Source organism: Microbulbifer sp. (genome assembly GCF_051659245.1).
Classification (GTDB): domain Bacteria; phylum Pseudomonadota; class Gammaproteobacteria; order Pseudomonadales; family Cellvibrionaceae; genus Microbulbifer.
Genome location: NZ_JBOFOC010000047.1, coordinates 13,116 through 37,970, shown reverse-complemented (window position 1 = coordinate 37,970; position 24,855 = coordinate 13,116). Strand labels below are relative to the sequence as shown.

The 24,855-nt window shown below is 57.6% G+C and carries 20 protein-coding genes and 1 pseudogene; 12 read left to right on the top strand and 9 right to left on the bottom strand.

The features are described from left to right. The 4 genes and pseudogenes from ACRC0P_RS04975 to ACRC0P_RS04960 all read left to right on the top strand — a co-directional run. Positions 1-132 (top strand): annotated as a pseudogene (locus ACRC0P_RS04975) (ISL3 family transposase); the annotation flags it as partial. A gap of 355 nt (positions 133-487) precedes the next feature. After that, the gene (locus tag ACRC0P_RS04970; RefSeq protein WP_438628679.1) at positions 488-1,120 is read left to right on the top strand and encodes a hypothetical protein; all 633 of its coding nucleotides are present in this window, start codon (positions 488-490) and stop codon (positions 1,118-1,120) included. A gap of 135 nt (positions 1,121-1,255) precedes the next feature. Beyond that, positions 1,256-2,275 (top strand): hypothetical protein, encoded by a 1,020-nt coding sequence (locus ACRC0P_RS04965; RefSeq protein WP_438628678.1) that lies wholly within the window; start codon positions 1,256-1,258, stop codon positions 2,273-2,275. Positions 2,276-2,324: 49 nt separating this feature from the next. After that, a complete protein-coding gene (locus ACRC0P_RS04960) occupies positions 2,325-2,735 on the top strand; it encodes a hypothetical protein (RefSeq protein WP_438628677.1) in 411 nt (136 codons plus the stop codon). On the opposite strand, the gene ACRC0P_RS04955 is transcribed toward ACRC0P_RS04960, so the two are convergent. Then, positions 2,696-3,910, bottom strand: coding sequence for an IS4 family transposase (locus ACRC0P_RS04955; RefSeq protein WP_438628676.1), 1,215 nt, complete (start codon positions 3,908-3,910; stop codon positions 2,696-2,698). The two genes, ACRC0P_RS04960 and ACRC0P_RS04955, sit on opposite strands and share 40 nt — an antisense overlap. A gap of 563 nt (positions 3,911-4,473) precedes the next feature. Between ACRC0P_RS04955 and ACRC0P_RS04950 the strand changes: the two genes are divergently transcribed. The 3 genes from ACRC0P_RS04950 (at position 4,474) to ACRC0P_RS04940 (ending at position 8,003) form a co-directional block, all read left to right on the top strand. Then, positions 4,474-4,911, top strand: coding sequence for a DUF3592 domain-containing protein (locus ACRC0P_RS04950; protein WP_438628675.1), 438 nt, complete (start codon positions 4,474-4,476; stop codon positions 4,909-4,911). A gap of 78 nt (positions 4,912-4,989) precedes the next feature. Beyond that, positions 4,990-5,787 (top strand): hypothetical protein, encoded by a 798-nt coding sequence (locus ACRC0P_RS04945; RefSeq protein WP_438628674.1) that lies wholly within the window; start codon positions 4,990-4,992, stop codon positions 5,785-5,787. Between the two features lie 251 nt (positions 5,788-6,038). Continuing rightward, positions 6,039-8,003, top strand: coding sequence for a hypothetical protein (locus ACRC0P_RS04940; protein ID WP_438628673.1), 1,965 nt, complete (start codon positions 6,039-6,041; stop codon positions 8,001-8,003). Between the two features lie 50 nt (positions 8,004-8,053). Here the strand turns inward: ACRC0P_RS04940 and ACRC0P_RS04935 are convergent, their stop codons facing one another. The 5 genes from ACRC0P_RS04935 to ACRC0P_RS04915 all read right to left on the bottom strand — a co-directional run bounded on the left by ACRC0P_RS04935 (position 8,054) and on the right by ACRC0P_RS04915 (position 12,524). Then, positions 8,054-9,151, bottom strand: a complete 1,098-nt coding sequence (locus ACRC0P_RS04935; protein WP_438628672.1) for a GDSL-type esterase/lipase family protein — start codon at positions 9,149-9,151, stop codon at positions 8,054-8,056. Between the two features lie 10 nt (positions 9,152-9,161). Next, positions 9,162-9,893, bottom strand: a complete 732-nt coding sequence (locus ACRC0P_RS04930; protein WP_438628671.1) for a GDSL-type esterase/lipase family protein — start codon at positions 9,891-9,893, stop codon at positions 9,162-9,164. Positions 9,894-10,093: 200 nt separating this feature from the next. After that, on the bottom strand, positions 10,094-10,696 hold the full coding sequence (locus ACRC0P_RS04925) for a rod shape-determining protein (protein WP_438628670.1): 603 nt from the start codon (positions 10,694-10,696) through the stop codon (positions 10,094-10,096). Positions 10,697-10,725: 29 nt separating this feature from the next. After that, complete coding sequence (locus ACRC0P_RS04920; protein ID WP_438628669.1) at positions 10,726-11,097, bottom strand: VOC family protein; 372 nt, start codon at positions 11,095-11,097, stop codon at positions 10,726-10,728. Positions 11,098-11,300: 203 nt separating this feature from the next. Continuing rightward, the gene (locus ACRC0P_RS04915) at positions 11,301-12,524 is read right to left on the bottom strand and encodes a CaiB/BaiF CoA transferase family protein (protein WP_438628668.1); all 1,224 of its coding nucleotides are present in this window, start codon (positions 12,522-12,524) and stop codon (positions 11,301-11,303) included. 162 nt (positions 12,525-12,686) lie between these two features. On the opposite strand from ACRC0P_RS04915, the gene ACRC0P_RS04910 reads away from it, so the two are divergent. Continuing rightward, complete coding sequence (locus ACRC0P_RS04910) at positions 12,687-13,004, top strand: Mpo1-like protein (protein WP_438628667.1); 318 nt, start codon at positions 12,687-12,689, stop codon at positions 13,002-13,004. Positions 13,005-13,425: 421 nt separating this feature from the next. Here the strand turns inward: ACRC0P_RS04910 and ACRC0P_RS04905 are convergent, their stop codons facing one another. Beyond that, on the bottom strand, positions 13,426-14,796 hold the full coding sequence (locus tag ACRC0P_RS04905; protein WP_438628666.1) for a TyrR/PhhR family helix-turn-helix DNA-binding protein: 1,371 nt from the start codon (positions 14,794-14,796) through the stop codon (positions 13,426-13,428). 214 nt (positions 14,797-15,010) lie between these two features. Here ACRC0P_RS04905 and phhA point away from each other — a divergent pair, with 214 nt between their 5' ends. The 4 genes from phhA to ACRC0P_RS04885 all read left to right on the top strand — a co-directional run bounded on the left by phhA (position 15,011) and on the right by ACRC0P_RS04885 (position 19,921). Continuing rightward, on the top strand, positions 15,011-15,814 hold the full coding sequence (gene phhA / locus ACRC0P_RS04900) for a phenylalanine 4-monooxygenase (RefSeq protein ID WP_438628665.1): 804 nt from the start codon (positions 15,011-15,013) through the stop codon (positions 15,812-15,814). 339 nt (positions 15,815-16,153) lie between these two features. Further along, positions 16,154-16,624 carry an Lrp/AsnC family transcriptional regulator gene (locus ACRC0P_RS04895; protein WP_438628664.1) on the top strand — a complete coding sequence of 157 codons (471 nt, stop codon included), beginning with the start codon at positions 16,154-16,156 and terminating at the stop codon, positions 16,622-16,624. A gap of 191 nt (positions 16,625-16,815) precedes the next feature. Next, positions 16,816-18,444 (top strand): aminotransferase class V-fold PLP-dependent enzyme, encoded by a 1,629-nt coding sequence (locus tag ACRC0P_RS04890; RefSeq protein WP_438628663.1) that lies wholly within the window; start codon positions 16,816-16,818, stop codon positions 18,442-18,444. 307 nt (positions 18,445-18,751) lie between these two features. Beyond that, positions 18,752-19,921 (top strand): cation:proton antiporter domain-containing protein, encoded by a 1,170-nt coding sequence (locus ACRC0P_RS04885; protein WP_438628662.1) that lies wholly within the window; start codon positions 18,752-18,754, stop codon positions 19,919-19,921. Between the two features lie 316 nt (positions 19,922-20,237). On the opposite strand, the gene ACRC0P_RS04880 is transcribed toward ACRC0P_RS04885, so the two are convergent. Further along, positions 20,238-23,411, bottom strand: coding sequence for an efflux RND transporter permease subunit (locus ACRC0P_RS04880; protein ID WP_438628661.1), 3,174 nt, complete (start codon positions 23,409-23,411; stop codon positions 20,238-20,240). Beyond that, positions 23,408-24,655, bottom strand: a complete 1,248-nt coding sequence (locus ACRC0P_RS04875) for an efflux RND transporter periplasmic adaptor subunit (RefSeq protein ID WP_438628660.1) — start codon at positions 24,653-24,655, stop codon at positions 23,408-23,410. Before ACRC0P_RS04875 ends, ACRC0P_RS04880 begins: the two co-directional genes overlap by 4 nt. Positions 24,656-24,855 lie beyond the last annotated feature (200 nt).

Genomic DNA, 24,855 nt, shown 5'->3' with positions numbered 1-24,855 from the left:
GGGCTGAACAACAAAGCGAAAGTGACCGCCAGAAAATCCTACGGCTTCAGGACCTACAGATGCCTGGAAATAGCGCTATACCATGCGCTTGGGCGGCTACCTGTGCCGGAGACGGCCCACAGATTTTACTGACGAGGCTGAAGTTTCAGTGAGCGGCATTAGAAGTAAAAATAGTAAACATGACATCTTCTTAAGCTGGGAAAATTTTAGCTCAGTCGAGTTTGAACGCGGATTAATAATGCTGTTCCTGGATCGTGCCAACGCTATCGTAATCCCCTCGGCTCAGGTTTCAGAACCAGCGGCGTTAGTGGAGAAGGTTCGTACACTCATCAAAATGTAACCAAGTTCTGCAGCCGACGCCTTACTTTGTGCACTTTTTTGCACGGTCTCTGCGCTCCCATTATCATTGATCGCAAACTATTTGCCGTTATGTACACAGTTGGCTAACTTATATCAATAAAAGAAAATATTCACACAAGGACTTTATATGCGAAATATGCGAATCCCATCAAAAATGTTGTTACTAACTGCTACACTTTTAATCCTAGCTGGGGAAGCAATCGCTTCCGAGGCTACTGTAATTAATCCAACAAGCAAAGCACCTCTTTTCGATGGTCGTTGTGATAAAGCTGAATGGAAAGTTGCAACAATGCTTGAATTACCAGCACAGACTGCCATTTATCTTATGCACGATAAAGATTCTTTATTCGTTTGCGCCAAAGGCAAATCTGGAGATTACACAGTTATTGACCTTTACATTGAACATGCTGAAACCGGTCATCTCTATAATCTACATGCTTCCGCCCAACTATCAGAGAGGTCACTCCGTGACAAAGACTGGAGTAAATCTGAATTTTGGAATCACAAAGATTGGAGTGGTTATTGGGTACCATACGCAGGTGAAGAAGATGCTGATGAAGGCAAACACACTAAATTCTTGGAAGGATCCCACAGGGAAATTCAGGTGTTGCGAAAGAAATTTGTCGGTAACACTTGGAATATGATGATTCGTCTCAGTGCTATTTACCAAGACGGAAAGTATGGCGCAGAGCTCTTTTATCCTGAAAAAGCAGTAGATACCGATAAATCGACTTGGGCAAAATTTTCATTTTCTGAATAAAAAGCCCTAAATACTATGAGCGAAGGTTAAACGGTCGCCTAACAAAACATGCAATCGGATAAAATAAATCTGCGCCGCTTCGCTATGCATCTTTATTTTTCCGGTGATGTGAAGCATTAAGCAAATGGAAGTATCGTGACCGAATCAGAAGTGCAAGCAAAGAAATTAAAATGGCCTTGGTTCATTGGAGGGGCTATCTACGGCGTATTTTTGAGATACATATTTGATGTACTGCCCTCATCAGTTGAAGGACCTATGTCTATGGCGTTCCTTATTGGAACTCCGTTTATTGTGGGAGCGCTCACGATATACGGCTATCGAGGTCAAACAATAAGAATCCCACAAATGCTGTTTTTGCCATGGGTAACGGTAGCTTTAATGCTTCTAGGTACAGCAATTGCATTGCTTGAAGGATCTATCTGCATTGCAATAATGACCCCTCTTTTTTTGCTATGCGCAAGTATTGGAGGCCTACTTATGGGGATCTTCTTACGCCTGACAACTGAAAACACTAAGCCGCTCTTATCTATCGCGCTATTACCATACTTAATTCTATTCGCTGAAAACGAGATCCCACTCAAAGAAAGAAATGTTCAAGTTGTTGAGTCGGTTATTGTCCAAGCAAGTCCTAAAGTAATTTGGAATCAAATAATGAGTGCGAAAGAAATTAAGCCTGGGGAGTTACCACTAAGCATCAGTCATCTAATAGGTGTCCCAAAGCCGCTTGAAGGTATAAATCAGAAAAAAGGTGAACAAGAGATCCGCTATTCAATATGGGAACGAGGCATCAATTTCAAAGCTGTAGTTACTAATAGTTCAAAGAATAATTATATCAAGTGGGACTATGTTTTTGATAAAAACTCATTCCCAAAAGGCTCCATGGATGATCATGTTGCTATCGGCGGAAAATACTTTGATCTTCATAACACTTCATTCACACTGCAACCTGTAAACGAAAGTCAAACAAAGTTAACAATCACAGCTAATTATCGCATTAACTCAGCAATTAATTTTTATGCTATTCCTATCTCTAGAATATTGGGTGTGGATTTAGTGAAAACGATTTTAGGGTTGTATAAATATCGCAGCGAGGCGGCTAATACATCAACAATGCGCGCCAATGCACCGCCCCAAGCAACGGTGGGACGCTCATAAACTCGCGTCTTCGCACGTGGCGTTATGTGTAAATAGTAGCCGAGAATCTATGAATTTAACTACCGCACTGGCTGCATTGTTTCTGATCCCTGCTGTTGTTTGGGGGATCAACCGAAAAGTATTTTCAAGTAAACTCAATAACGTATCGATAGCTGCAATATCATCTGTTTTGCTATATATCTTTATCCTGCTAAGTGCTGCATACGTTGAGCAAAATCTTGATGCTGAGTTAGCAGCGCTCGATACAAACGGAGATGGCATTTTCTCTGGCAGTGAAATCACACCTAAACAAGAAGAAGTTATGCATCGGGTAACGGCCGACACGGGCCGAAATTTTGCGCCTTATACGGGTGCGCTGTTTTCGCTTATATACTCAAGTTTCGGAGTTCAGATAGGCAAAAATTCAGCGCCAGAACTCCGTCAGTCGTGCTCCAGCTGTAACGTAAACGCATCCAGCTGAAGACTTCGAACAAAGAAATCATTTACCCGCTGATCTACGAGATCCATTATCGCGCCGACCATACATCCCAGCGTCTTTTGCATCTCGTGCAAAGTTCCGGAGATAATCGCACGAAACACCTGCCATAACCTCCCAGCAAGGTTTAGCATGTCCAGTTGGTCCTGTACGTTGGCTCGCACATCACCAACGCGCGCCTCAGCCCCTTCAATCTTTGCATGCACCAACATCAAGTAACGAATCGCACACAGGTGTATCGACGCGGTGTGCGACGCAAAGCTGGCCGTTTGTTCCGCCAGGAATCCCAAGTGTTGCTTAGCCTCTTTGAAGTACACTTCAATGCCCCACCGCAGAGCGTAGATTTCCAGTATTTTGCTGATGCTGAGTCGAGTGTCTGTCGTCAAGAACAGTGCCCAGTCTTTCTTCCCGACATCCGGCTCACCTGGTGCACTCACCCCGCGCACAAACAGCAATTTCACTGCCATCCACTCGGGTGGGTCAGTCTTGCCGTCGGATAGGTCAAGTTCAACCTCAAGCTCCACAGCCTTCCACGGCATCCCCCGCACTTTTTTCCATTCACCTTTAACTGCGTGTGCATAGAGCGCCTTTGCATCCAGAAACTCTTTCTTCCGGCCTTTGATCACTGCCCGGTATTTCATTTTGTTCTTTTTCATGCGCAGTATCGGGCAAATTCCCAGGTCCTGCGCGGTCCGAATCATTGGCTTTGTACCAAACCAGGCGTCAGCAAGCAGGTAGTCCGCCGCCAATCCAGTGCGCAACGCTCGTTTCATCATATTCGCCGCCATCTCGGGCTTGCCCTGCTCCGTGGCCTCCTGGTAGCGCTTGGCCACGACACTGCGTCCATCCTTAAAGGGGCGATTCAGCTCAGTCGCTTTGGTCTTGCTCACATACACTTGCGAGTCTACGGGTAAAAACACCTCCTCCATCGCCAAGCCTAGCGTCAGTACCTGCTGTCCCATGACGTGTCGGTTGGTGACATGGTCAAAATGACTGGAGACCCCTTCCATTCTCTTGCCGCGCCGCGTTTTTATGGAGTCATCTAATACAAACGCCTTGATCCGGTTACCGTTCTGCCCGTTCTTCCGATAGACCTCTTTTGCCGTCAGTAGGTTAAATTCTCGCCAGTTAACGTCCTCACGCTTCAGAAGATCGTACATGACATCCTTTTTTGCTGTGGAGAAGGTACCCAGCGCATTTCGGGAAAACATGGCGATAGACGAAACATTGAGCTACTTCCACAGTAAGAGCAAGAAAACTGCCTGGCTTATCTGCAATCCGCTTCGCTTGGTAAAGCCTGCAGCCTTCAGAAGCGAGCTAAATTTAAGCGTCCTCCAAGTGTCCGCAAACAGGTTGTCAATGTAGTTCTTTTGGTCAGAGAGAACTTCCCCGATTAACGATGGCAGAGCGGCCTTATTCGTGTCATTATTCATGTGGGTCTTCCGTGGTTTTGATGTTTGGCGTAGAGAACCAACATTTTACCACGTGCAAGACCCTTTTTTATTCTAGATCAACAAGTTACGCGTATTTTATTGCTCCAAATGAACTCCGAAACTTGAGTTATATACTTTTTCGGAATTTGGGTAGTATTCGTCACAACTTCTTGGTTAAATAGGCGGTATGCGAGTAGTAACAAATAACCAAGCAAGCATTACGCCGCCGCAAACGGCGATGGGACGCTCGCAGCTCGTGCCCATATGCGCGGCGTTAAGAGCAGGTAATCATGAAGAAAATTCTGCGGATAGCTGCTGCTGTTGGATTGCTCTACTTTGGGGAGCATCACTTAGGTGCATTTAGCACTATCCATAGCTACTATTTCTCAGATGCTACGGCCTCAACCACAGGGAAAATAATCCAGTCAAGAAAGCTGAGCGGGCGTAGAAGTTCATTCCATGACATTAAATATCAGTATGTAGTAGATGGCTACACCTATGAGTCTGGTAAGGTTAGCTATCAGGCACCTGGATCTATTTACTCTCGCCGGATGCTGAGGAAGTACCCGGAAGGAAAAGATGTCACAGTTTATTATGACCCTTTGAACCCACGGTACTCTATTTTGGAAAAGGGCGGTATAGATTTACGCGTATTTGTACAGGCCGGCCTAATTTCAGCTTTTGCTGCTTGTTTAGCCTTATGGCCATCTACTAGGCCCCGCTCTTAACCAAGCGCTGCACGGGACGTGATGCCTCTCAAAAAAAAGAAGCTATGAATCTACGTGAATAGCCATTATCATTAGAATATGAAAACATCACTCGAACACCTGCCGGAACGAAAACAGCAGGAATTACAAAGAGCGATCGAGATCATTCGAGAAGAAGTTGATCTCGATATGCTCATTTTATTTGGTAGCTATGCCCGCGGTGATTGGGTAGAAGATCTCGACCCAGAAACGCTCCTTTATCGCTACCAGAGCGACTTTGATCTTTTGGTTGTAACCGAAACTCCCCGCCAAGCCAGTAAAATTGAGCAAAATAGTCAACTTGCACAAAAATTAGCCAAAACTATCCATCGAACTCCAATTAGCCTGATTGCTGAAGATATCCAGTTTCTAAACCGTCGCCTGAGAAAAAGCCAGTATTTTTATATCGACATTGTGCAGGAAGGTATCCTTCTGTATGAGTCAGGCAAATTTGAATTGGCAGAGCCAAGGGAAATTACCGCACAAGAGAGAAAGAGGCTGGCTGAAGAAGATTTCAACTATTGGTTTAATAAAGCCGTTCGGCTTTTTAGTTTCTATGAATTTGGCATTTCCCAGAAAGCGTACAACGAGGCTGCATTTCAGTTACACCAAATAACTGAAAGCCTGTATGGTACGATTCTGCTGGTTTTTACTCGTTACAAGCCAAGCACACATGACCTTGAAAAACTTGGTCAACAGGTCGGAAGTATTGAACCCAAATTTCTATCGGCATTTCCCAAGGCCACAGAAGAAGAAAAAGAGTATTTCAGTTGTTGCGTAAAGCTTATGTTGATGCACGCTACGAGCCAAGCTACACCATTACAGAAAAGCAGCTGGAATGGCTGGCTGAGCGCGTAACTTTATTGAAAGAGTTAACAGAAACCTTGTGCAGGGAAAAAATTGAAAGCTTCTGCTAATACCAAACAAGAATAACCAGGCACTCCAGACGACGCCCAAAAAGCGGCGCGGCTGAGAAAAGACCGAGACCTCCCATTATTGAATGTGTCTAAGCCAATGTCAGTTGGAGTTCCGGGCACACTGGACGTCATTTCTACATGGAGAGATCGGTATACTGCCCCCGGAACACGGGACAACTCGAGTATTATCCTTTGCTGATAAAAAGCGATACGAAAGTCCAAGCGAGTGCCGACTCATCTGACCTCGGTGCCGACTTGGCTCGGATCCTCCTGAACAAGGACCGGCAGCCCGAGCTGGCGCGCACCGAGGCGTGGACCAAGGCATTGCTCAGGGAGCCTTCGTTTGCGCAGGACGAATCGCTCGGCCCCGAGGCCCGTTTCGAACGCACCTACCGATGGCTCGACATCATTCGCGAGCGCATCAATAAAGAGCTCGAAATTGACGCTGACGAAATCGTGCGGGACCCACGTCGTCTGGTGTGCGTCACCGGCCTGCTTTCGATTCTCGACGGCGCAGCCTGGGCGGTGGCGAATATCCATTATCTGCTTGCGCTTCGCACGGTGCTGGAGGCCGCGGACCGCTCCCCCGCGGTGAAGGCGGTGGCGGACGAGATGTTGAAGGGCCGGACTGTGGGGTGTTTCGTGCTCGGAGAGTTGTCGACGGGCACCAATGCGATCGCAATCGAAACCGAGGCCCGATACGAGCCGCAGACCAGGGAATTCGTCCTCAATACGCCAACGGCGGGTAGCTTGAAGTGGATGCCCAATAGCTGGTTCCAGCGGGAACGAAAGGTAGCCGTCCTGTTTGCGCGGCTTGTAACGAAGGGGGAAGACGAAGGAGTCTTTCCATTTTTGGTACCACTCGATTCTCCGGGAGTCGAAGCACGATGGATTGGAGTGGAGCCTACGGTCAACCTGGATAACTCGTGCACTTGGCTACGTGATGTGCGCATCCCGAAAGACTATTTGCTTGTCGATTCAGAGATCGAACTCACGGACGAGGGAGAGTTTCGATGCACCGAGCCGAGCCGGCGCAGACGCCTTTTGCGCTCGATCGACCGACTTTCCTTCGCGCGCTTGAGTGGCAGCCTGACGTGCATCAGCGCCACTCAAGCCGTGGTTTTCCTTGCGGTAAACAGTGCGCGCGAAAAGCGGGTTTTTTCTCCTGGTTCACCTGGCGTCTCCGCCCGAGACTGCAGCAATTTTTACCTCCCCCTGGTCGACGCGGTGGCCACGATGTACGCGCTACGCTTGCGCTACAACTCGATCGTCAATGGATGCTCCCCGGAGCCTTCGGAAGAGCGCGAGCAATTCATGGCCCGAGAGGCTTCGATCCTGAAGGCCTTCGTGTCATTATCGACTTTCGAAGTCATCGGAATATGCCGACAGCGAACCGGTTCGCACGGGATGTTCGGGGCAAACCGAATACTCGAAAACCTCATTGGCAACCACGCGATCTTTACCGCGGAAGGTGAGAGCGACGTGTTGCTTTTGAAGGTGGGAAGCGACCTCGTGCGCGGAATCGACTACAAACCTCCAGCGCGCGCCCGCCCAGGCGCCCGATCGCGTCTGTTGTCCTGGCTTTGCCGTCGGGAGCTTGCGGTGAGACGGAGCCTGCGCATTCGCATGTTTTTGGCGCAGCGGCGTCGCCCCCTGGCGGAGGTCTGGAAAGAGAACACGGACGAGTTGATGCGGCTCGGGAGGATTCACGCCGAACGGCTCGTGGCAGAGTCGCTGGAGTCGGTGGCGCGTGAGGCGCAGGCAAGAGACGGCGAAGCCGGTGGAATCTTGCACCTCTTGTCGCAAATCTACACTTCAGGCCTGGTGCTCAGGGACGGGGCCTGGTTCGGTGGCCGGCCCTGGGCGTCGCGCAGAGTACTGCGTGGGCTTGCACGTGCGCGTCTTGCGTCGGCTCAGGCGCTGGCGCCGCGACTCGATGAATTGGTCGAAGCGTTTGAAATCGACAACGCGATAATGCGGGCTCCGATTGGAGAATCCAAACCGCTCAGCGAGCTTTCGAAGCTGCTCGACGGAGGCATTCCGAAGGGGCATTCAGTAATGCAAAGCTACCACGAATCACGGCATTGGGGGATGCGGCGGTGTCCTGCGACCGAGACCGGGTCTGAAGCGGTGCCGGTTACCCCCGAGGGAGACTGATAAACTGTAGTAGTTAGACTTAGTATCAATCCCCACTCGGAGGCAAATCATTATCGGCTCAACAGCGGAGCGATAACGGGCAGCAGTTCATCTGCCATGGCTTTGTGCTGCTGCCCCGTCGGATGTGCATCGCAGGTGTCTCCGGGGTGGTGCTGGGAGAGGACCTGATGGACGCGGGCGTCCGCTGTGCGTTTAACCGTATCGGCGATATAGTCACGCAGGACGCTGCGCTGCGGCCTGGCCGGGTCGGTTGCGTCATTGACGATGGCGCCCTCGGTAAGTGCAATCTCAGCGTCGGGATAGAGCGATAGCAAACGTTCGACAAATTCCACGTAGGTCGATACGAATTCGCTCCGTTCCGGTAGCGGGCCTATATCGAGGTTAAAGTCGTTGGTGCCCAGGGAAATCAGGATAACGTCCGGCACAAAGGCGGATAGATCTGCAGCCGGTCCGTCATTTATGGGTATCGCCAGTTCAAAAAACCGGGGCGCCTGCAACTCGTCGGTATTGCCATTCCAGCTGCGGATCAAGCCGCGGCCGCCGTAGCACACCAACTGGGTCTCTGCGCCCATAGCTCTGCCGAGCAGCATGCCGTAGGAGTGATCGGAGTCGGGCTGACGCGGGCTGGTGTCACAGTGGTAATCGGCTGGCTGGTAAACACCCTCACCACAGGTGACCGAGTCGCCGATTACAAGGAGTTTGCGCTCCGGCGCCGCTGGTGGAGAGAGAAACTCCCCCTTTGCAAGGGTGAACTTCTCTACCGTAACAATGCCACGCCAGCTTTCCGAGGGATGACTGAGCCGCACTGTGTGGGGCTTTCCATCGTTTTCCACCAGGGAGTATTGCTTCGGTGCGCGGGTCAGGGCGAAGCGGCGCGGTGGGCTGTCGTCCACCGTCACAGCCATGTAGCTGCCATCTTTGCTGCTGGCGGCGGTAACACTGAGATCTCCCCCCGAAATGGCGAGGTTGGCGCTGACGCTCGGGTAGCCGAAACGCGCGCTGCCGTTTTCCAGTGCCGCAAAGCGGCCGCTCCAGCGGATATTATCGCTGGTGGCGTCGACGGTTTTTATCGAAGTATCGGTGGAGGCCCCGGCACACTCGGCCAGCGAGGCCAGAGCCCATAACAGGTATACAGGTATCGCTTTCACATCGGGCTCCTTACTTCTTCAAAAGGCGGGACAGCACCGGGCTCAGCTGTTCGGCCCAAAGTTCGTAGCCGCGCTCGGTGGGGTGCAGATAGTCGGCCATAATGCTTTTGCTGATTCGGCCGTCGTCTTGCAGAAAGACCGGGCCGAAATCGTAATAATCAACCCGCGGATTGTCCGCCAGGGTCTCAATCAATTGGTTGGTGGCGTCCACCCGCGCACGCTCCGGGGTGTCCGGCATTTCGCCATAGGGGAAGATGCCGTGTAAAACAATATGGGCTTTGGGGTAACCTTGCAGAGCCCGACCGACCACGGCTTGTACTCCGGCAAAGGTGTCCCGGGCACTGGCGTCGTTGTGCAGGAAGTTGTTCACGCCGATCAGAATAACCACAACATCGGGATTGAGCTTGTCGATAGCCCCGTGGTCCAGGCGCCACAACAGGTTTTGCGTGAGGTCTCCGCCGATCCCAAAGTTGGCGGCTCGAAAGGGTGCGAACTCGCGATCCCAGACAGACTGGGCGTGGTCCCACATATCGGTGATGGAGTCCCCCAGAAATATCACCCGGGCACGGCCCTGTTCGGCGACCCTGACGTCGTCAGAGTGCTTCTGGTACCAGGTGGACAGGCTCATCCAGGGAAACTGTTTGGTACGCGGTACCGGCTGGGTGGAAATTGGGGCTGCGGCGGTGGCGTAACCGGTTACATACAACATCAAGAAAGTGAGCACAAAAATCGAGGGTTTCATCGCTGCTATTGCCTTTGCTTGTGATTAGTCAAATTTGTGGTTGGTAAGATCAGGCGAAGTCATCGGTGTCCCGGCCCCGCTCGGGCGCTGTTGACCATTGTGCCTGCCAGAAGCAGACTGCGTTTATGATTTCGGCCGGGAAACAAGAATTAACCCGTGCAACCTGCCCTGTCAATTACCCTAAGGTATAAAGCGGGCGCCTACCGTCCGCCAAACAGCGCCATGGCCGCAATCAGCACCAGCCACAACAGGAGGAAGAACCATTGTATAAACTGGCCGCTCTTTTCGCCTGCGGCTGCGACTCTCTTACCAGATACACTCTTCTCTTTTACTTTCCGGTAATCAAAAGTATGCCGGGTGAGTTCCTCCCCCTGGTAGACCACGGCCTCCCGCGCCCCGGCTCCCAGTGCCATCTCCTGGAAAGCGCGTATTTCTATATCCGTCAGTCCGCCCTCGGTCTTTTCCATGGGCTGCAATACCACGGTGGGCGAGGCTGGAATCAGCGTGTCTCCGGAAAGCTCTTTGAAAATATGCTGAAGAAGCTGTTCGCCGGCGACGAAGTCGCGGATGAGCGAGCGGGGATGGGAAAAGGGGTTCACCATTTCAATATTCTTTCCGGATGCGGATGAAGCGCGGCTACCCACGGCAGCGACGGTCCGCCGTCCCTTTTTCTGCTCCAGTGCCAACTGGGGGACCTGGTCGTAAATCCTCCCGCTGCCGATATCCGTGACCCGGATGCGCTTTTCCCATATCTGCACATACAGGATGGTTCCGGGTTTTTTGTTGAGGAGATTTTTGAGCACGTGATATTCCCGGTTCAGCCAATTGCCTCTCAGCTCCTGTCTATACTATTGACTTCGAGCCCCGTGCCCGCCGGGTCCTCGAAGAAAAGCTGCGTCACGCCGGTGTCCGGCACATGGGTTTTCCTGTAGGAAACACCCAGAAGCTTCAGCCCCTCCACTACCGCAGCCAGGTCTTCGGTCTGAAACGCCACATGGTCCAGGTATCCCCGCCATTCGCCCCCGTAGTGCATCTTACTTTCCGTCAAATGCACCAGTGGCCGGTCACCCGAATACAGCCAGAAGCCCGGGCGGGAAGAACTGGGCCGGTAACCTTCCTGCAGATTGAGCACCGTACAGTAGAAATACTTGACCTCGCGCAACAGATCCTTCGGTGCGCTGATATTGATGTGGTCTATATTCATTTTCGGGGCTTCCTCTCCGCTTCATTAAGCCGGCTCTCCCCTCTCCCTAACCCAGTGACTCGCGCCATCCATGGCGCTCGGCCTTCGGCCAGCTAAAGCTGCCAAAATCCGCTCCCGGCGGATTTGTCCCCCAAAGGGGGAGAGGGGACTGTCGGGGTAAGTAGTTATCCCGGCCGCACAGCTCGCCGGGTTGATAACGCTATTCAGACAATATTTTCCCGCTTGAACTCTGCAATCTCGGCCTCGCTTCTGCCCAACCACTCCCGCAATATCTCCTCCGTGTGCTCCCCCAGTACCGGCGGTGCCTGTTCGTATTCGAGTGCGGTCTCGGAAAATATCACCGGGTTGCGCACAGTTTTCACCGCGCCCGCTTGGGGATGCGGCTGTTCGAGCACCATTCCCCTGGCCTGCACCTGGGGGTCGGCAAAGACCTGGTCCAGGTCATTGATGGGGCCACAGGGCACGTGGGCGTCGCTGAGTTTCTCCAGCCACCAGGCGGCTTCCTGCCGGCGGGTGGCCTCTTCGATCAGTGGGACCAGCTGTTCCCGGGCCAGGACCCGGGCGGCATTGGTAGCGTAGGCGGGCTGCTCCGCCAATTGGTCGAGGCCGGCAATATGGCAGAATCGTTTGAACTGGTCGTCGTTACCCACCGCAAGCATAAAATAGCCGTCTTTCGCCGGTACCGCCTGGTAGGGAACGATATTGGGGTGACCGGTGCCCTGACGCACAGGGCTTTTGCCGGAAGTGAGATAGTTCTGCGCCTGGTTGGCGAGCCAGGCCACCTGGGTATCCAGCAGCGCCAGATCGATATACTGGCCCGCACCGGTCTGCTGGCGGTGAATTACCGCCGCGAGAACCGCGGAGACCGCGTACATCCCGGTCATCAGGTCTGCCACCGCCACACCCACTTTTTGCGGGCCGGCGCCGGGCTCGCCCTCGGGGACTCCGGTGATGCTCATCAGGCCGCCCATACCCTGGATCATGGCGTCGTAGCCGGCGCGGTTTTTGTAGGGCCCCGTCTGGCCGAAACCGGTGATGGAGCAGTAGATAATCCCCGGGTTAACGGCCCTGAGGGACTCGTAATCCAACCCGTATTTTTTTAGCCCGCCCACTTTGTAGTTTTCCAACAGGATGTCACAGTGCTCCGCCAACTGTTTGATCAGCGCCTGCCCTTCTTCCCTGGTGATATCCACGGTGACAGACTTCTTGCCGCGGTTGGCACTCAGGTAATAGGCCGCCTCTGCGGTGTCTTCGCCGTGTTCGTCCTTGAGGTAGGGAGGCCCCCAATGGCGGGTATCGTCACCGCGACCGGGGCGCTCGATCTTGATGACCTCGGCACCAAAATCGGCGAATACCTGGCTGGCCCAGGGGCCGGCCAGGATGCGGCTGAGATCTAGAACCTTCAGATGTGCGAGTGGACCTGCCATAACTTCCTCTTTATTTGCCCTCTCCCCTGCCCTCTTCCACTAACTGGTGGAAGGGGGAACCTGCGCAGCCTATCAAATTCGGCGCATTTGCGCCCGGCTTGGATGGAATCGCGGATACCGATAGACTGACCCGGATTACTAATAAGAACCGGGAGCACAGCCATGGCTGCCGCACAACCGAGAAAATTTGAATCCTTCCGCGACTTTTACCCCTTCTACCTAGAGGAGCACCGCAACCTCACCTGTCGCCGCCTGCATTTTGTCGGTACCGGCCTGGTGATCCTGCTGCTGGCGGCTGCGCTGTTCAGCGGCAACCTGTGGTACCTCGTTGCGGTGCCTTTCGCGGGATACGGGTTTGCCTGGGTTGGGCATTTCTTTTTTGAGCACAACCGGCCGGCCACTTTCAAAAATCCTTTCTACAGCCTGTGGGGGGATTTTGTGATGTTCAAGGATATGCTGCTGGGCAGAATCGATCGTTGATTATTTAACATCAAGGTAACGGGGCTCGGGACTCGGGACTCGGGACTCGGAAAAGAATACCGGACTTGATGCTAAGGCCGCGATGCCGGGGGCCGTTCGCGAAACGTTTGCCGATGAGGCTGTTGAGTGAACGGCCACCGGCAGCGGGGCCGCCCAGCGCCAGAAGCAAGACCCGGGACTCGGGACTCGGGACTCGGAAAAGAATACCGGAGCTTGATGCGAAGGCCCTGATACCGGGAGCCGTTCGAGAAACGATTGCCGATGAGGCTGTTGAACGAACGGGTACCGGTATCAGGGCCGCCCAGGTCTCGGTCTGGCTCGCCATACCGGCGCCACTACCCATCTCCCCGGCCTTGATGGGCACGCTGCGCTTTGCCCATCCTACAAATTGGCTCTGCCAATCCTTGGTTGAGGTTCACCCCTACGTCAGTCCGTATTTACGCAACTTGTTGGCCACCGCGGTGTGGGAAATTCCCAGTCGTTTGGCCAGTTCCCGGGTGGAGGGCCGCCCGGCGGCCAGCTCGGTGAACAGGGCCCTCTCCATCTGCTCCATAATCTCCCGATAGCTGAGGCCGCGGCTCCAGTCGCGCCAGGGCAACTCCGCGCTCACCGCCAGATCCGGCAGGTCCTCCAACTCTATCCGTTGCCGGCCTGCGGCCCGGCAGCGGCTGGCGGCGGCGCTCAGGTAGTTTTTCAAGCCGCTGAAATTATCCGGCCAGTCGTGGCATCGCATCAGCGGGAGGGCCTGGTCGCATAGCTGCAGCGGCTCCCCTCCCCGACCCAGCTCCCGCAATATCGACGCCGCGAAACGCTCCAGTGCCGGGCGCATGGCCCTGAGCGGAGGAAGGCGCAGGGCCAGGGAGGAGAAAAACTGGGCCAGCGGTGCCGCCAGCCCATCGGTATTCGAGCAGGTGGCCACCGGGCGCAATTCCGCCGGCAGCGCCTTTAAACGGCGGACCAGGGCCAACTGGGATTCCCTCGAGAGCAGGTGCAGGTCCTCCAGAATTACCCTGCCGGGCCCGCACAAGGGGCCCGGCAATTGCAGCTGGCCATCCCGGGGACCAAAGCGATAGCAGTCCCCCGCCGTTGGGGAAAGATAGTGCAGGGCCGTGGCAAAGGAACTCTTGCCGCTGCCGGGCTCGCCCGCGATCAGCAGGGGGGCGCCGAGCCCGGCCAACTCTTGGAGCTGGAGACAATAGTCCCTGCGGCGGTCCCAGTCCCAGAGCGCTACCGGCTCCGGCAGTTCGGGACTCGACAGTCCCGGCTCCCGGAGCTGCAATGTCAGCACCGCGCCGGCGAGGGACTCCACGGCCCCCGGGCTGTCCGCCAGGGCGATGGGCGACCACTCCATGCGGTAGGACCTGCCGCGCACGGTGACCGGCAGACCGTAGCGGGGTACGGCGAAATCCCGCAACAGTTCCGCCACCTGCAACAGGGGGAGGAAGCGCTGCAGTTGCAGCCCGGGCACCCGATCCAGGTTCACCCCGAAGACCCGCGCCGCCGCCAAGTTGGCGGCAATCACCCGCCCCTCCCTGTCCACCGACAGAACCGGGTCAGCCACATGCCGCAGCAGGGTATCCAGTTCGAAGTGGCGCCTTTCCGAAGGTATCAGCGCGATACGCCGCACCCGCTTGACGCCCGGCACTTTGAGCAGGGACTTCTCGATGGCCTGGTACTGGGTGGTGAGCATATTGGGAGCCGAGAGATAGACCTTGTCCCCACTGTCTCCCCCCAGCTCTCCGGAAGTCACATTTATCCGATATTCACCGAATATCTGCATAATTTCATGCAAGATACCCACCCGGTTGGCACAAGTTATCTCGACTCTCATCTCGGGCCTGTAAAGATAGATTTACAGAAAGTGTATCTCCGCTCCCCCAAATGCCACAAGATCGCTTCCCCGGATATCGCCGGCCCGAAGCCCGGTAACTAAAAATAGATAGGAGATAAGAACAACGGACAGCGCGGCAGCCCCGCTGAAGGCCACGCCGCCGGGAGCAGAGAGCATGAAGAAAGACGCCGAGAAGCCCAGCAAGTACGTGGCGCACAAGCCGGATGAACAGGGCTTTATTCACTACTCCGATATCGAGCACGAGACCTGGCACCGGCTGATCGAGCGCCAGCTCAAGGTGGTTCCCGGCCGCGCCTGCGACGAATATCTGAACGGCCTGGAACTGCTGGGCCTCCCTCGCGACCGCGTCCCGCAACTGGAAGAAGTCAGCAGTGTGCTGCGCCGGGAAACCGGCTGGGAGGTGGCCCGTGTGCCGGCGCTGATCGGCTTCGAGACGTTCTTCGGGCTGCTGGCGGACCGCAAGTTCCCAGTGGCTACGTTTATCCGCAGCCCCGAGGAGTTCGACTACCTGCAGGAGCCGGATATCTTCCACGAGATATTCGGCCACTGCGCCATGCTCACCAATCCCGCCTTCGCCAACTTCACCGAAAAATACGGCCAGTTGGGCCTGGCGGCCACTCCTAAAGAGCGTAGCTACCTGGCCCGGCTCTACTGGTTCACCGTGGAGTTCGGCCTGCTGCACACCCGGGACGGCCTGCGCATCTACGGCGGCGGCATCCTGTCCTCTCCTAAGGAGACCCTGTACGCCCTGGGCAATGAGCCCAAACGCTACGACTTCGATGTGCTGGACGCCCTGCGCACCCCTTACCGGATCGATATCGTGCAGCCGGTTTACTACGTGCTGGACGACCTGCAGCAACTGCAGGAACTCACTGAAATGGACCTGATGGCCAAGGTGCACCGGGCGATGGAGATGGGTCTGTTCGAGCCGATGTTTCCCCCCAGGGACGCGGCCTGAAATTTCGGGACCCGGGACCCGGGACTCGGGACTCGGGACTCGGGACTCGGGAGAATCGTAGGGGCGAACCTTGTGTTTGCCCAACCCCACCTGCGGGCGAACTGTCGCCCCTGCATTTCTACATTTCCACCAACCACCGGCCATTCAACACCCTGAGGGAAATTCCACTACCACCTCGATCGACCGGAGACTAACGTTATCTCCAAGGGTGCAGTGGGAGCCCAACCACCCCCGAAACCCACTACACTCAAACCAACAGCGGTATTTTTTTGCCATTGATGGCGCCAAAATCATCGCGAAGGGATATACTGCCCCTCAGTTAGGGAGCTTTGTAGAGCTATGTCCTCACTTGACGCGATCGATCGACAACTTCTTGCCATTCTGCAATCAGATGTTAGCCTCTCCATCGAAGAGCTGGCCGAGCGCGTGGGGCTCACCAAGACCCCCTGCTGGCGCCGGGTTCAGAAGCTGGAGAAGAGCGGCATCATCCGCCGCAAGGTGGCGCTATTGAATGCGGAAATCCTGGGCCTGCCGGTCTCGGTATTCGCCCAGGTGAAAACCGAGCAGCACACCCCCGAATGGGCCGAAACTTTTGCCAGCCACATCGCTGAACAGCCGGAAGTGGTGGACTGCTATCGCATGGCCGGGGACTACGACTACCTACTGCGGATCGTGGTCAGCGACATCGCCGCCTACGACCGCTTCTACAGGGAACTGATCCGCCACGTGGGCATCAGCGATATCGTATCCAACTTTGCCATGGAGCAGATCAAGAGCACTACGGAACTGCCCATTCCGCCCGGTGAGTAATCGCCCTTCCGGCTGGTGAATGACTTCTGTAGGAGCGGCGGGGCGGCCATCCGCCCTTGGCCGCGATCGGTTTATCGGTATGGCGTGCCCACGGCCCGCATGCCGAGCTGGAGCTCGGCGTTCCCAGGGGGCCGCGTCTACTAAAGGTAGAGAAATGCACAGCAGAATAACGATTACTGCTTGAGGTAGAGATGCCTTCCACTGAATCCCTGATGGCCCATATTCGCGACAGCGTGATCGGCGATCGCCTGCCGCTGGCCACCCCCTTTGGCGTGCGCCCGCTGGTCTACGCCGACTACACCGCCTCCGGGCGCGGCCTGACCTTTATCGAAGACATTATCCGCAACCGTGTGCTGCCCTGGTACGCAAACACCCATACCGAGACCTCCGCCACTGGTCGCCAGACCACCGCCTTTCGCGAGCAGGCGCGTGGGATGGTTCGCAGGTCCGTAAACGCCGGGGACGAGCACGCGGTGATCTTCTGTGGCGCCGGTGCCACCGCGGCAATCAACCGGCTGGTGGACAGCCTGGGGCTGCGCGCCGATCACTACCAGCGCTTTGGTGCCGAGGCTGCAAAGATCCCCCAGGCCCGGCGCCCGGTGGTGTTTATCGGCCCCTACGAACACCACTCCAACGACCTGCCCTGGCGGGAGTCCGTCGCGGACGTGGTGACCATCCCCCAGGACGCCGAGGGCGGCGTGGACCTGCCCGCCCTGGAGGAGGCACTGGACCTCTACAGCGGGCGGCCGCTGAAAATCGGCAGCTTTTCCGCCGCCTCCAATGTCACCGGCATCCGCACCGACGTGGACGCGGTCACCCGCCTGCTGCACAAACACGGCGCCCTGGCCTTCTGGGACTACGCCGCGGCCGCGCCCTACGTGGCCATCGATGCGCACGGCGATGGCGGCGCGACCAGCAAGGACGCGCTGTTTATCTCCCCGCACAAATTTGTCGGCGGCCCCGGCACCCCGGGCATCCTGGTGGTGAAAAAATCCCTGCTGCCGCCGGAACAGCCGGCAATTCCCGGCGGCGGCACCGTATCCTGGGTGGGACCGGACCGGCACACCTACCTGCCCGCCGGCGAACGCCGCGAGGAGGCCGGCACCCCGGCAATCGTGGAGTCGGTGCGCGCGGGCCTGGTATTCGAACTCAAGGACGCGGTGAGCGCAGAGGAAATCGAGGCGCGCGAGTCGCGATGGCTGGACAGGGCCTTTGCGCGCTGGAAGCAGAACCCCGCTATCGAAATCCTCGGCGGCACCGAGCTGCCCCGGGTGGGCATCGTCTCCCTGCATATCCTGCGGGACGGCAAACCTCTGCACCACGGTTTCGTGGTGGCGCTGCTCAACGACCTCTTCGGCATCCAGGTGCGCGGCGGCTGCTCCTGCGCCGGCCCCTACGGGCACCAGTTGCTCCACCTGACACCGGAGCAGAGCGAGGCGTTGGAACAGCTGGTGAGCGAAGGCGAGAGCATCCTCAAACCCGGTTGGGTGCGCCTGAACTTCAACTATTTCCTGGATGAGGAAACAGTGGACTACCTGATCGGGGCGATTGAAATCATCGCCGATCGGGGCCACCGGTTGCTGCCCTACTACCAATACGATATGAAGGCCGGTGTCTGGCGCTACCAGGGCGAGGCCGGCGAGGCGCCGCTGCGCCTGGAACTGGATGCGGGCGCCCTGGCTCCCACGCAAAAAGTTCAGACAACCCTGCGGGAGTATTTGCAGCAGGCACGGGAAATACTGCGACAACCGAACGGGAAAGAATGCGAACAGCCGATTCTGTCACCGGAGGCGGAGAACCTGCGTTGGTTTAATCTGTAACGCCTCCGGGCTAAATGTAGAGGTAAACCTTGTGTTCGCCCGGTCGCCTCAGGACGAACACAAGGCCCGCCCCCACGGTCCCGAGTCCGAGTCTTGTTTCTGGTGCTGGGGCGGCCCCGCTGCCGGGGGCCGTTCACTCAACAGCCTCATCGGCAAACGTTTCGCGAACGGCCCCCGGCATCGCGGCCTTAGTATCAAGTTCGGTATTCTTTCCCGAGTCCCGAGTCCCGCAAAAATATACCCACTGTTCCAGCCCCACCCACATCTATGGATAATGGGAGCAAGGCCCACCAGACAAGGATCTCCAGTGGAAGAAACCTCTCTCTTTCAATCCTTTTTCCTGATCTTCAGCGGCGGGGCCATCGTGGCCTCGCTGGCACTCTACGGTCGCCAGCCGCTGCTGGTGGCCTATATCGCCTTGGGGATAGCGCTCGGCCCCTCGGGATTGGCGGTGGTCGACAATGTGCAGCTGCTGGCGGAAATATCCAGTATCGGGATTATCTTCCTGCTGTTTTTGCTGGGCCTCGATATGCAGCCCCAGGCGCTGCTCTCGGTAATGCGCAAGGCCACCTTCGTGGGATTAATCAGCAGCGCAATTTTCCTCGGCCTGGGTTACGGAATCGGCCGGCTGTTCGGGTTTACCGACATCGAGTGCTGGGTGATCGGCATGGCGCTGATGTTTTCCAGTACCATTATCGGTATCAAATTGCTGCCCACTACCGTGCTGCACCACAAGCACCTGGGCGAATTGATGGTGGGCCTGCTGCTGTTCCAGGACTTCGTGGCCATCGCTTGCCTGATGATACTGATGAGCGGTGGCGCGGAAGCAGTGAGCCCCATGCAAATAGGCCTGTCTTTTGCCGCCCTGCCGCTGCTGGTGCTCATCGCCTGGGTGGCGGTGAAATTCCTGTTGCTACCGCTGTTTACCCGCTTCGACCGCTTTCACGAGTATGTTTTCCTGCTCGCTGTGGGCTGGTGTCTGGGGCTGTCGGAAATAGCAGAGCTTCTCGGACTGTCGCGGGAAATCGGTGCTTTTATCGCCGGCATCACCCTGGCTGCCAGCCGTATCTCACAGTACATCGCCCTGAGCCTGAAGCCCCTGCGGGATTTCTTTTTGATCCTGTTTTTCTTCAGCCTGGGGGCCCAGTTCAAGCTGTCCGTGCTGCCGGAAATTGCCCTGGCTGCCGTGGTCACCGCGACAGTGGTATTGATCGTCAAACCCGTGGTGTTCCGCTACCTGCTGGGCCGCCAGAGCGAACGCAAGGTGCTGGCCTGGGATATCGGCTTCCGCCTGGGCCAGATCAGCGAATTCTCGCTGCTGATCGCCTTCCTGGCCGCGAGCCAGGAGCTGATCGGCAGCGCCGCATCCCATTTGATCCAGGCCACCGCGATACTTACCTTTCTGATCTCCTCCTATATCGTGGTGTTGAATTTCCCCAATCCGATTGCGATCAAGGATCATTTGCGCAGGGATTGAGGTGTGGAATGGGGAATGGGGAATGGGGAATGCGGACAAATTTGTCAGGAACAAATTTGGACAGCGGAACAAATTTGGACAGCCAAAGGCTGCCCGCGAAGCGGGTAAGGCACAGGGACGTGCCTCATCAATGCGGACAGAGTGTAGGATGGGCAGCCAATGATCAATGGTAACTACTCAACCCACAGGGAACCCGCACCGGTTAAAGGAAACCACCTTGTAGGAGCCTGCTTGCAGGCGAAGGGCTACGGAGCACTGTTCTTCTTCGCCTGCAAGCAGGCTCCTACAGGGGGATTCCGCTTAACTTGCGCTTAACTTAGCGCCATTCATCCCGGAAACGTTTTTTATTGGTCACTGGTAATTGACCATTGATCATTGAAAACAGCTGCGGAATATCCCTGGCAAACATCAGATACAGGCAGGGTACCAGCAGCAGCGAAATGGCGGTGGCGGCGAGAATGCCGTAGCCCAGGGAAATGGCCATCGGGATCATAAACCGCGCCTGCACCGAGGTCTCAAAGATCATCGGCGTCAGCCCGCAGAAGGTGGTCACGGTGGTGAGGATGATCGGACGGAAGCGGCGCGCGGCAGCCTGTTTGATCGCATCGGTGACCGGCGTACCCCCGGCGCGCAGGCGGTTGCCGTACTCGATCATCACCAGGGTGTCGTTGATCACCACCCCCGCCAGCGCCACCATGCCCAGCAGGCTCACCATACTCAGGCCATAGCCCATCAGCAGGTGGCCCAGCAGCGCACCGATCACCCCAAAGGGAATGGCCACCATCACCGTCAGCGGCTGGATATAGCTTTTCAACGGGATCGCCAGCAGCAGGTAAAGCGCGGCCATGGTGAGGGAAAAGGTGAGGCCCAGGGAGGCCAGGCCCTCGCGCTCCTCCGCCTGGCGCCCCTGGTAGGAAACCGCCAGCCCGGCAAACTCCGCCTGCAATTGCGGGATGGCGCTGCGGTTCAGTTCGTTGATCACCAGCGCCGCCTGGTCCGGCGGTTCCACATTGGCGGTCACTGTCATCACCCGCCGGCCCTCGCGGCGGCTGATGGTGGCATAGGCGCGGCCCTTGTCCACTTCCACCAGGTCCGGCAGCGGCAGCCAGAGGCCGTTGCCGGCGCGGATCATGATGCTGGAGACATCGTCCAGGGAAATCCGCTCGGATTCCGGCAGGCGCACCATTACCTTCACCTGATCGCGTCCGCGCTGCTGGCGCATGGCCTCGGCGCCGTACAACGAGGTGCGCAGTTGTCGGCCGATCTCCTCGGCGGAAAGGCCGAGGCTTTTCGCGGTTTCCGTCAGGGTCAGGTCCAGCTGCTGCTTGCCCAGGGAGACGCCCGCATCGATATCGCTGACGTTGGGGAAATCCTTCAGCACCGACGCCAGCCGTTGCGCTGCCGCCTCCAGGGTACTAGTGTGCGTATGGCGCAGCTCCACGGTGAGCGCGGCGCCGGCGCCGGGGCCGCCGCGGTCGGCGGCGAAGCTGGAACTCAGCGCACCGGGCACGGGGCCCACTGCGCGGCGCCAGTCGCGCACGAATTCGCCGGTGGTGAAATCGCGCTGGTCCGACGGGGTGAAGTAGACATCCACCCGCACTGCGTCGCCATTCACCAGGCCGCGCATGCCGAGGAAAGCCCGCTTGCGCTCGCCCTCCTCCAGCAACCGGTTGGCGGCCTGCATGATCTGCGCCCGCGCCTTTTCCAGCTGCTGTTCGGCGGTGCCCGGCGGGAAGGTGACTGCCACCCGTCCGGAATCCCGTTCCACCCTGGGCATCAGGGTGAAACCCATGCGCCCGCTGGCGGCGTAGCCGCCCACTACCAGGAGGGTGGCGATGGCCACGGCGATGGTGGTGTAGCGGTGGCGTACGCAGAGGTCGAGCAGCGGTTTGAAGCGAACCTCCACAAAGCGGTCCAGGCTGCGCGCGATTATTTTCTGGCGCGCGGCGATGCGCCGCGTCCAGCGGTTCCTGTACCCCCGGCGGGAATGGGCGAGGTGCGAAGGCAGGATAAACAGCGCCTCCACCCAGGAAATGATAAATACCGAGCCCACCACAAAGGGAATGATGCCGAAGATCTTGCCCATAAAACCGGGCAGGTACATCAGCGGGATAAAGGCGACGATATTGGTGAGAATGGCGAAGGTCAGCGGTACCGCCACTTGGCGCGCGCCGGCTATGGCGGCCTGCATATTGCTGTAGCCCAGGCGGCGCCACTCGTAAATATTTTCCCCGGCGATGATCGCGTCGTCCACCACGATGCCCAGCGCGATAATAAACGCGAACATGCTCACCATATTGATGGAGATATCCAGCGCGGGCAGAAACAACAGTGCGCCGAGAAAACTGGTGGGAATACCCAAAGTTACCCAGAAGGCGAGGCGCAGTTCGAGAAACGCGCCCAATACCACGAACACCAGCAGCAGGCCGATAAAACCATTTTTCAACAGCAGCGACAGGCGCTCCTTGAAAATTTGCGAGTCGTCGTCGCGGATGCTGATATGCACCCCCGGCGGCAGCGACAGGCGCGCCTCGTCCAACACCGCGCGGGTGGCCTCGCTGATGCTCATCGGTGTCTGGTCGCCCACGCGATAGACATCGATGCCCACTGCCGGCTCGCCGTTGTAGACCATGTTGCGCGGCTCATCCACCAGCGCGTCGCGAATGGTGGCGATATCCTTCAGCCGCACCGTGCCGCCACCGCTGCCCCGGGCGACGACGATATCGCCGAACTCCCGCGCCCAGTCGCGGCGCTCGGTCACCCGCACCAGAATTTCGCCCGCGGTGGATTTCACCCCGCCGGCGGGCACATCCACCGCCGCGTTGCCAATCAACTGCGCGATGTCCCGCAGGGTCAGGCCGTAGCGACGCAGGTCGTCCCGGCGCACCTCCACCGCCACCTCGAAATCGCGAACGCCAGAGGCGGAAAGCTGGGTGATATCCGGGTGGGCTTCCAGCTTGTCGTACACCTGCATGGCGACGTCGCGCAGGGTGCGTTCGTCCAGGTCGCCGTGGATCACCAGATCCATCACGTCCCGCTTGCGCTCTGCCAGACTCACCCGGGGGCGCTCGATATCGGAGGGAAAGGTGCTCACCCGGTCGATGGCCTGCTGCACATCCTGGTACACCTGGTTGGCGTTGGCGTCCTCATCCAGTTCCAGAGTGAGGGAGGCACTGCCTTCCGAGGCGGTACCGCGCATCTCCTTGATACCGACGATGCCCTGCACCGCCTGTTCCGCCGCCACCAGCACGCCGCGCTCCACCTCCCCGGGGCTGGCGCTGGGATAGGAGATCTGCACCGAGACCATATCCAGACTGAACTCGGGGAAGACCTCTTTTTTGATAATCAGGGAGAAAACCAGACCGCCGAGGATAAACACCAACATCAGCAAGTTGGCAGTGACGTGGTTGTGGGTCATCCAGGCGATGGCGCCGCCGCGGGTTTCCACCGGTGGGCGCAGGGCCCGGGGATGCTGCCGGGTGTCGCTCATCCCCGCTCTCCCCGCGCCGCTTTCGCCGCCGGCTCGCGCGGTGTGCCCGGCCGCCCTTCACTACCAGGCGGCCCCAGCTCGGGCAGTGTTTCCCCGCCCTTTTTGTCTTCGCCAGACAGGCGCACCGGCATACCGTCGGTGACCGCGGACAGGCGGGTGGTAACCAGGGTTTCGCCGCCGTCGAGGCCGCTCTCCAGCACCGCGTAGTCCCCGCTCAGGTAGGCGATCTCCACCGGCTGAATACGGATACGGTTTTCCTGCACCTGCCACACCCGGTCGCCGTCCTGTACTGCGGTGAGCGGCACGCGCACGCGCTCCTCGCCGGTGCGCCCGGTGATCTCCACCCGCGCCAGGTCGTTGAGCAACAGTTGCGGCTGGGCCGGGTCGTCCAGCGACAGCGGGTCCGGCAGCTCCACCAGCACCCGCGCCAGCCGGCCCTGCTCTTCCAGAACCGGGATCAGGCGCACGAACTCCGCCTGGCGGAACCGCCCTTTCGGCCACTGGCTGCCGTGGATACGCACCTCCGGGTCCGGCCCGCCCAGTCGCGCCAGTTGCCCGGCCGGCACTTCCACCTCCACCTGGAAGCGGTCGGCGCCGGCCAACTGGTAGAGCACCGTTCCCGGGGCCACCCGGTCGCCCATATCGACACTGCGGCTCACCAGCAGTCCGGTGAACGGCGAGCGGATTTCCGTCAGGCGCAGGTCCCGGCGGGCGAGACTGACTTGCGCCTCCGCCGACTCCACCCGCGCGCGCGCGGCGGCCAGTTGCGGCTCGCGCAGCACCAGAGCGCGATCCGCATCCGGCAGCGAGGAGCCCAGCAACGCGTACTCCTCCTCGGCCACCTGGCGCTGGCCTTCCTCCTGCTGCAATTCCGCGCGGCGCTCCGCCAGGGTGCTGCGCGCCGTCTGCAGGGCCAGTTGATAAGGTTCGGCGTCGATGCGCAGCAGCAGTTGGTTTTTCTCCAGGGTGGAGCCCGGGCCCAGGTCGTAATCGAGCCAATCCACACGCCCCTCCACCTGGGGCTGCAGTTCGACAAACTCCCGCGCCGATACCTTGCCCACGGCCTTCACGGTGAGCGGGAAGCGGCCGCGCTCGGCCTCCACCACATCCACCACCGGCGCCGGGGCGGTCCGCGCACCGCGGCTCACCGTGGGCTTCTCACGCAGCAACCAACTGGAGACCAGCAGCGCCAGCAACAACAGCAATACCGGAAGCGCGAAGTTCCAGTTGATTCGTTTCAGCATCTAGCTCTCCTGTGAATGGCGATAGATCGAGCACCATCATTTATGCGAAGGCTCAGACCTGAATGCCGCTAAGCTAAGGGGCGGGCATTTTTGTAGGGTGGATAAGCGAAGCGCATCCACCAGAAGCCGGCTGCTGGAGTGGTGGATGCGCTTCGCTTATCCACCCTACATCGGGCCAATCGCGCTTAACTTAGTGCCAT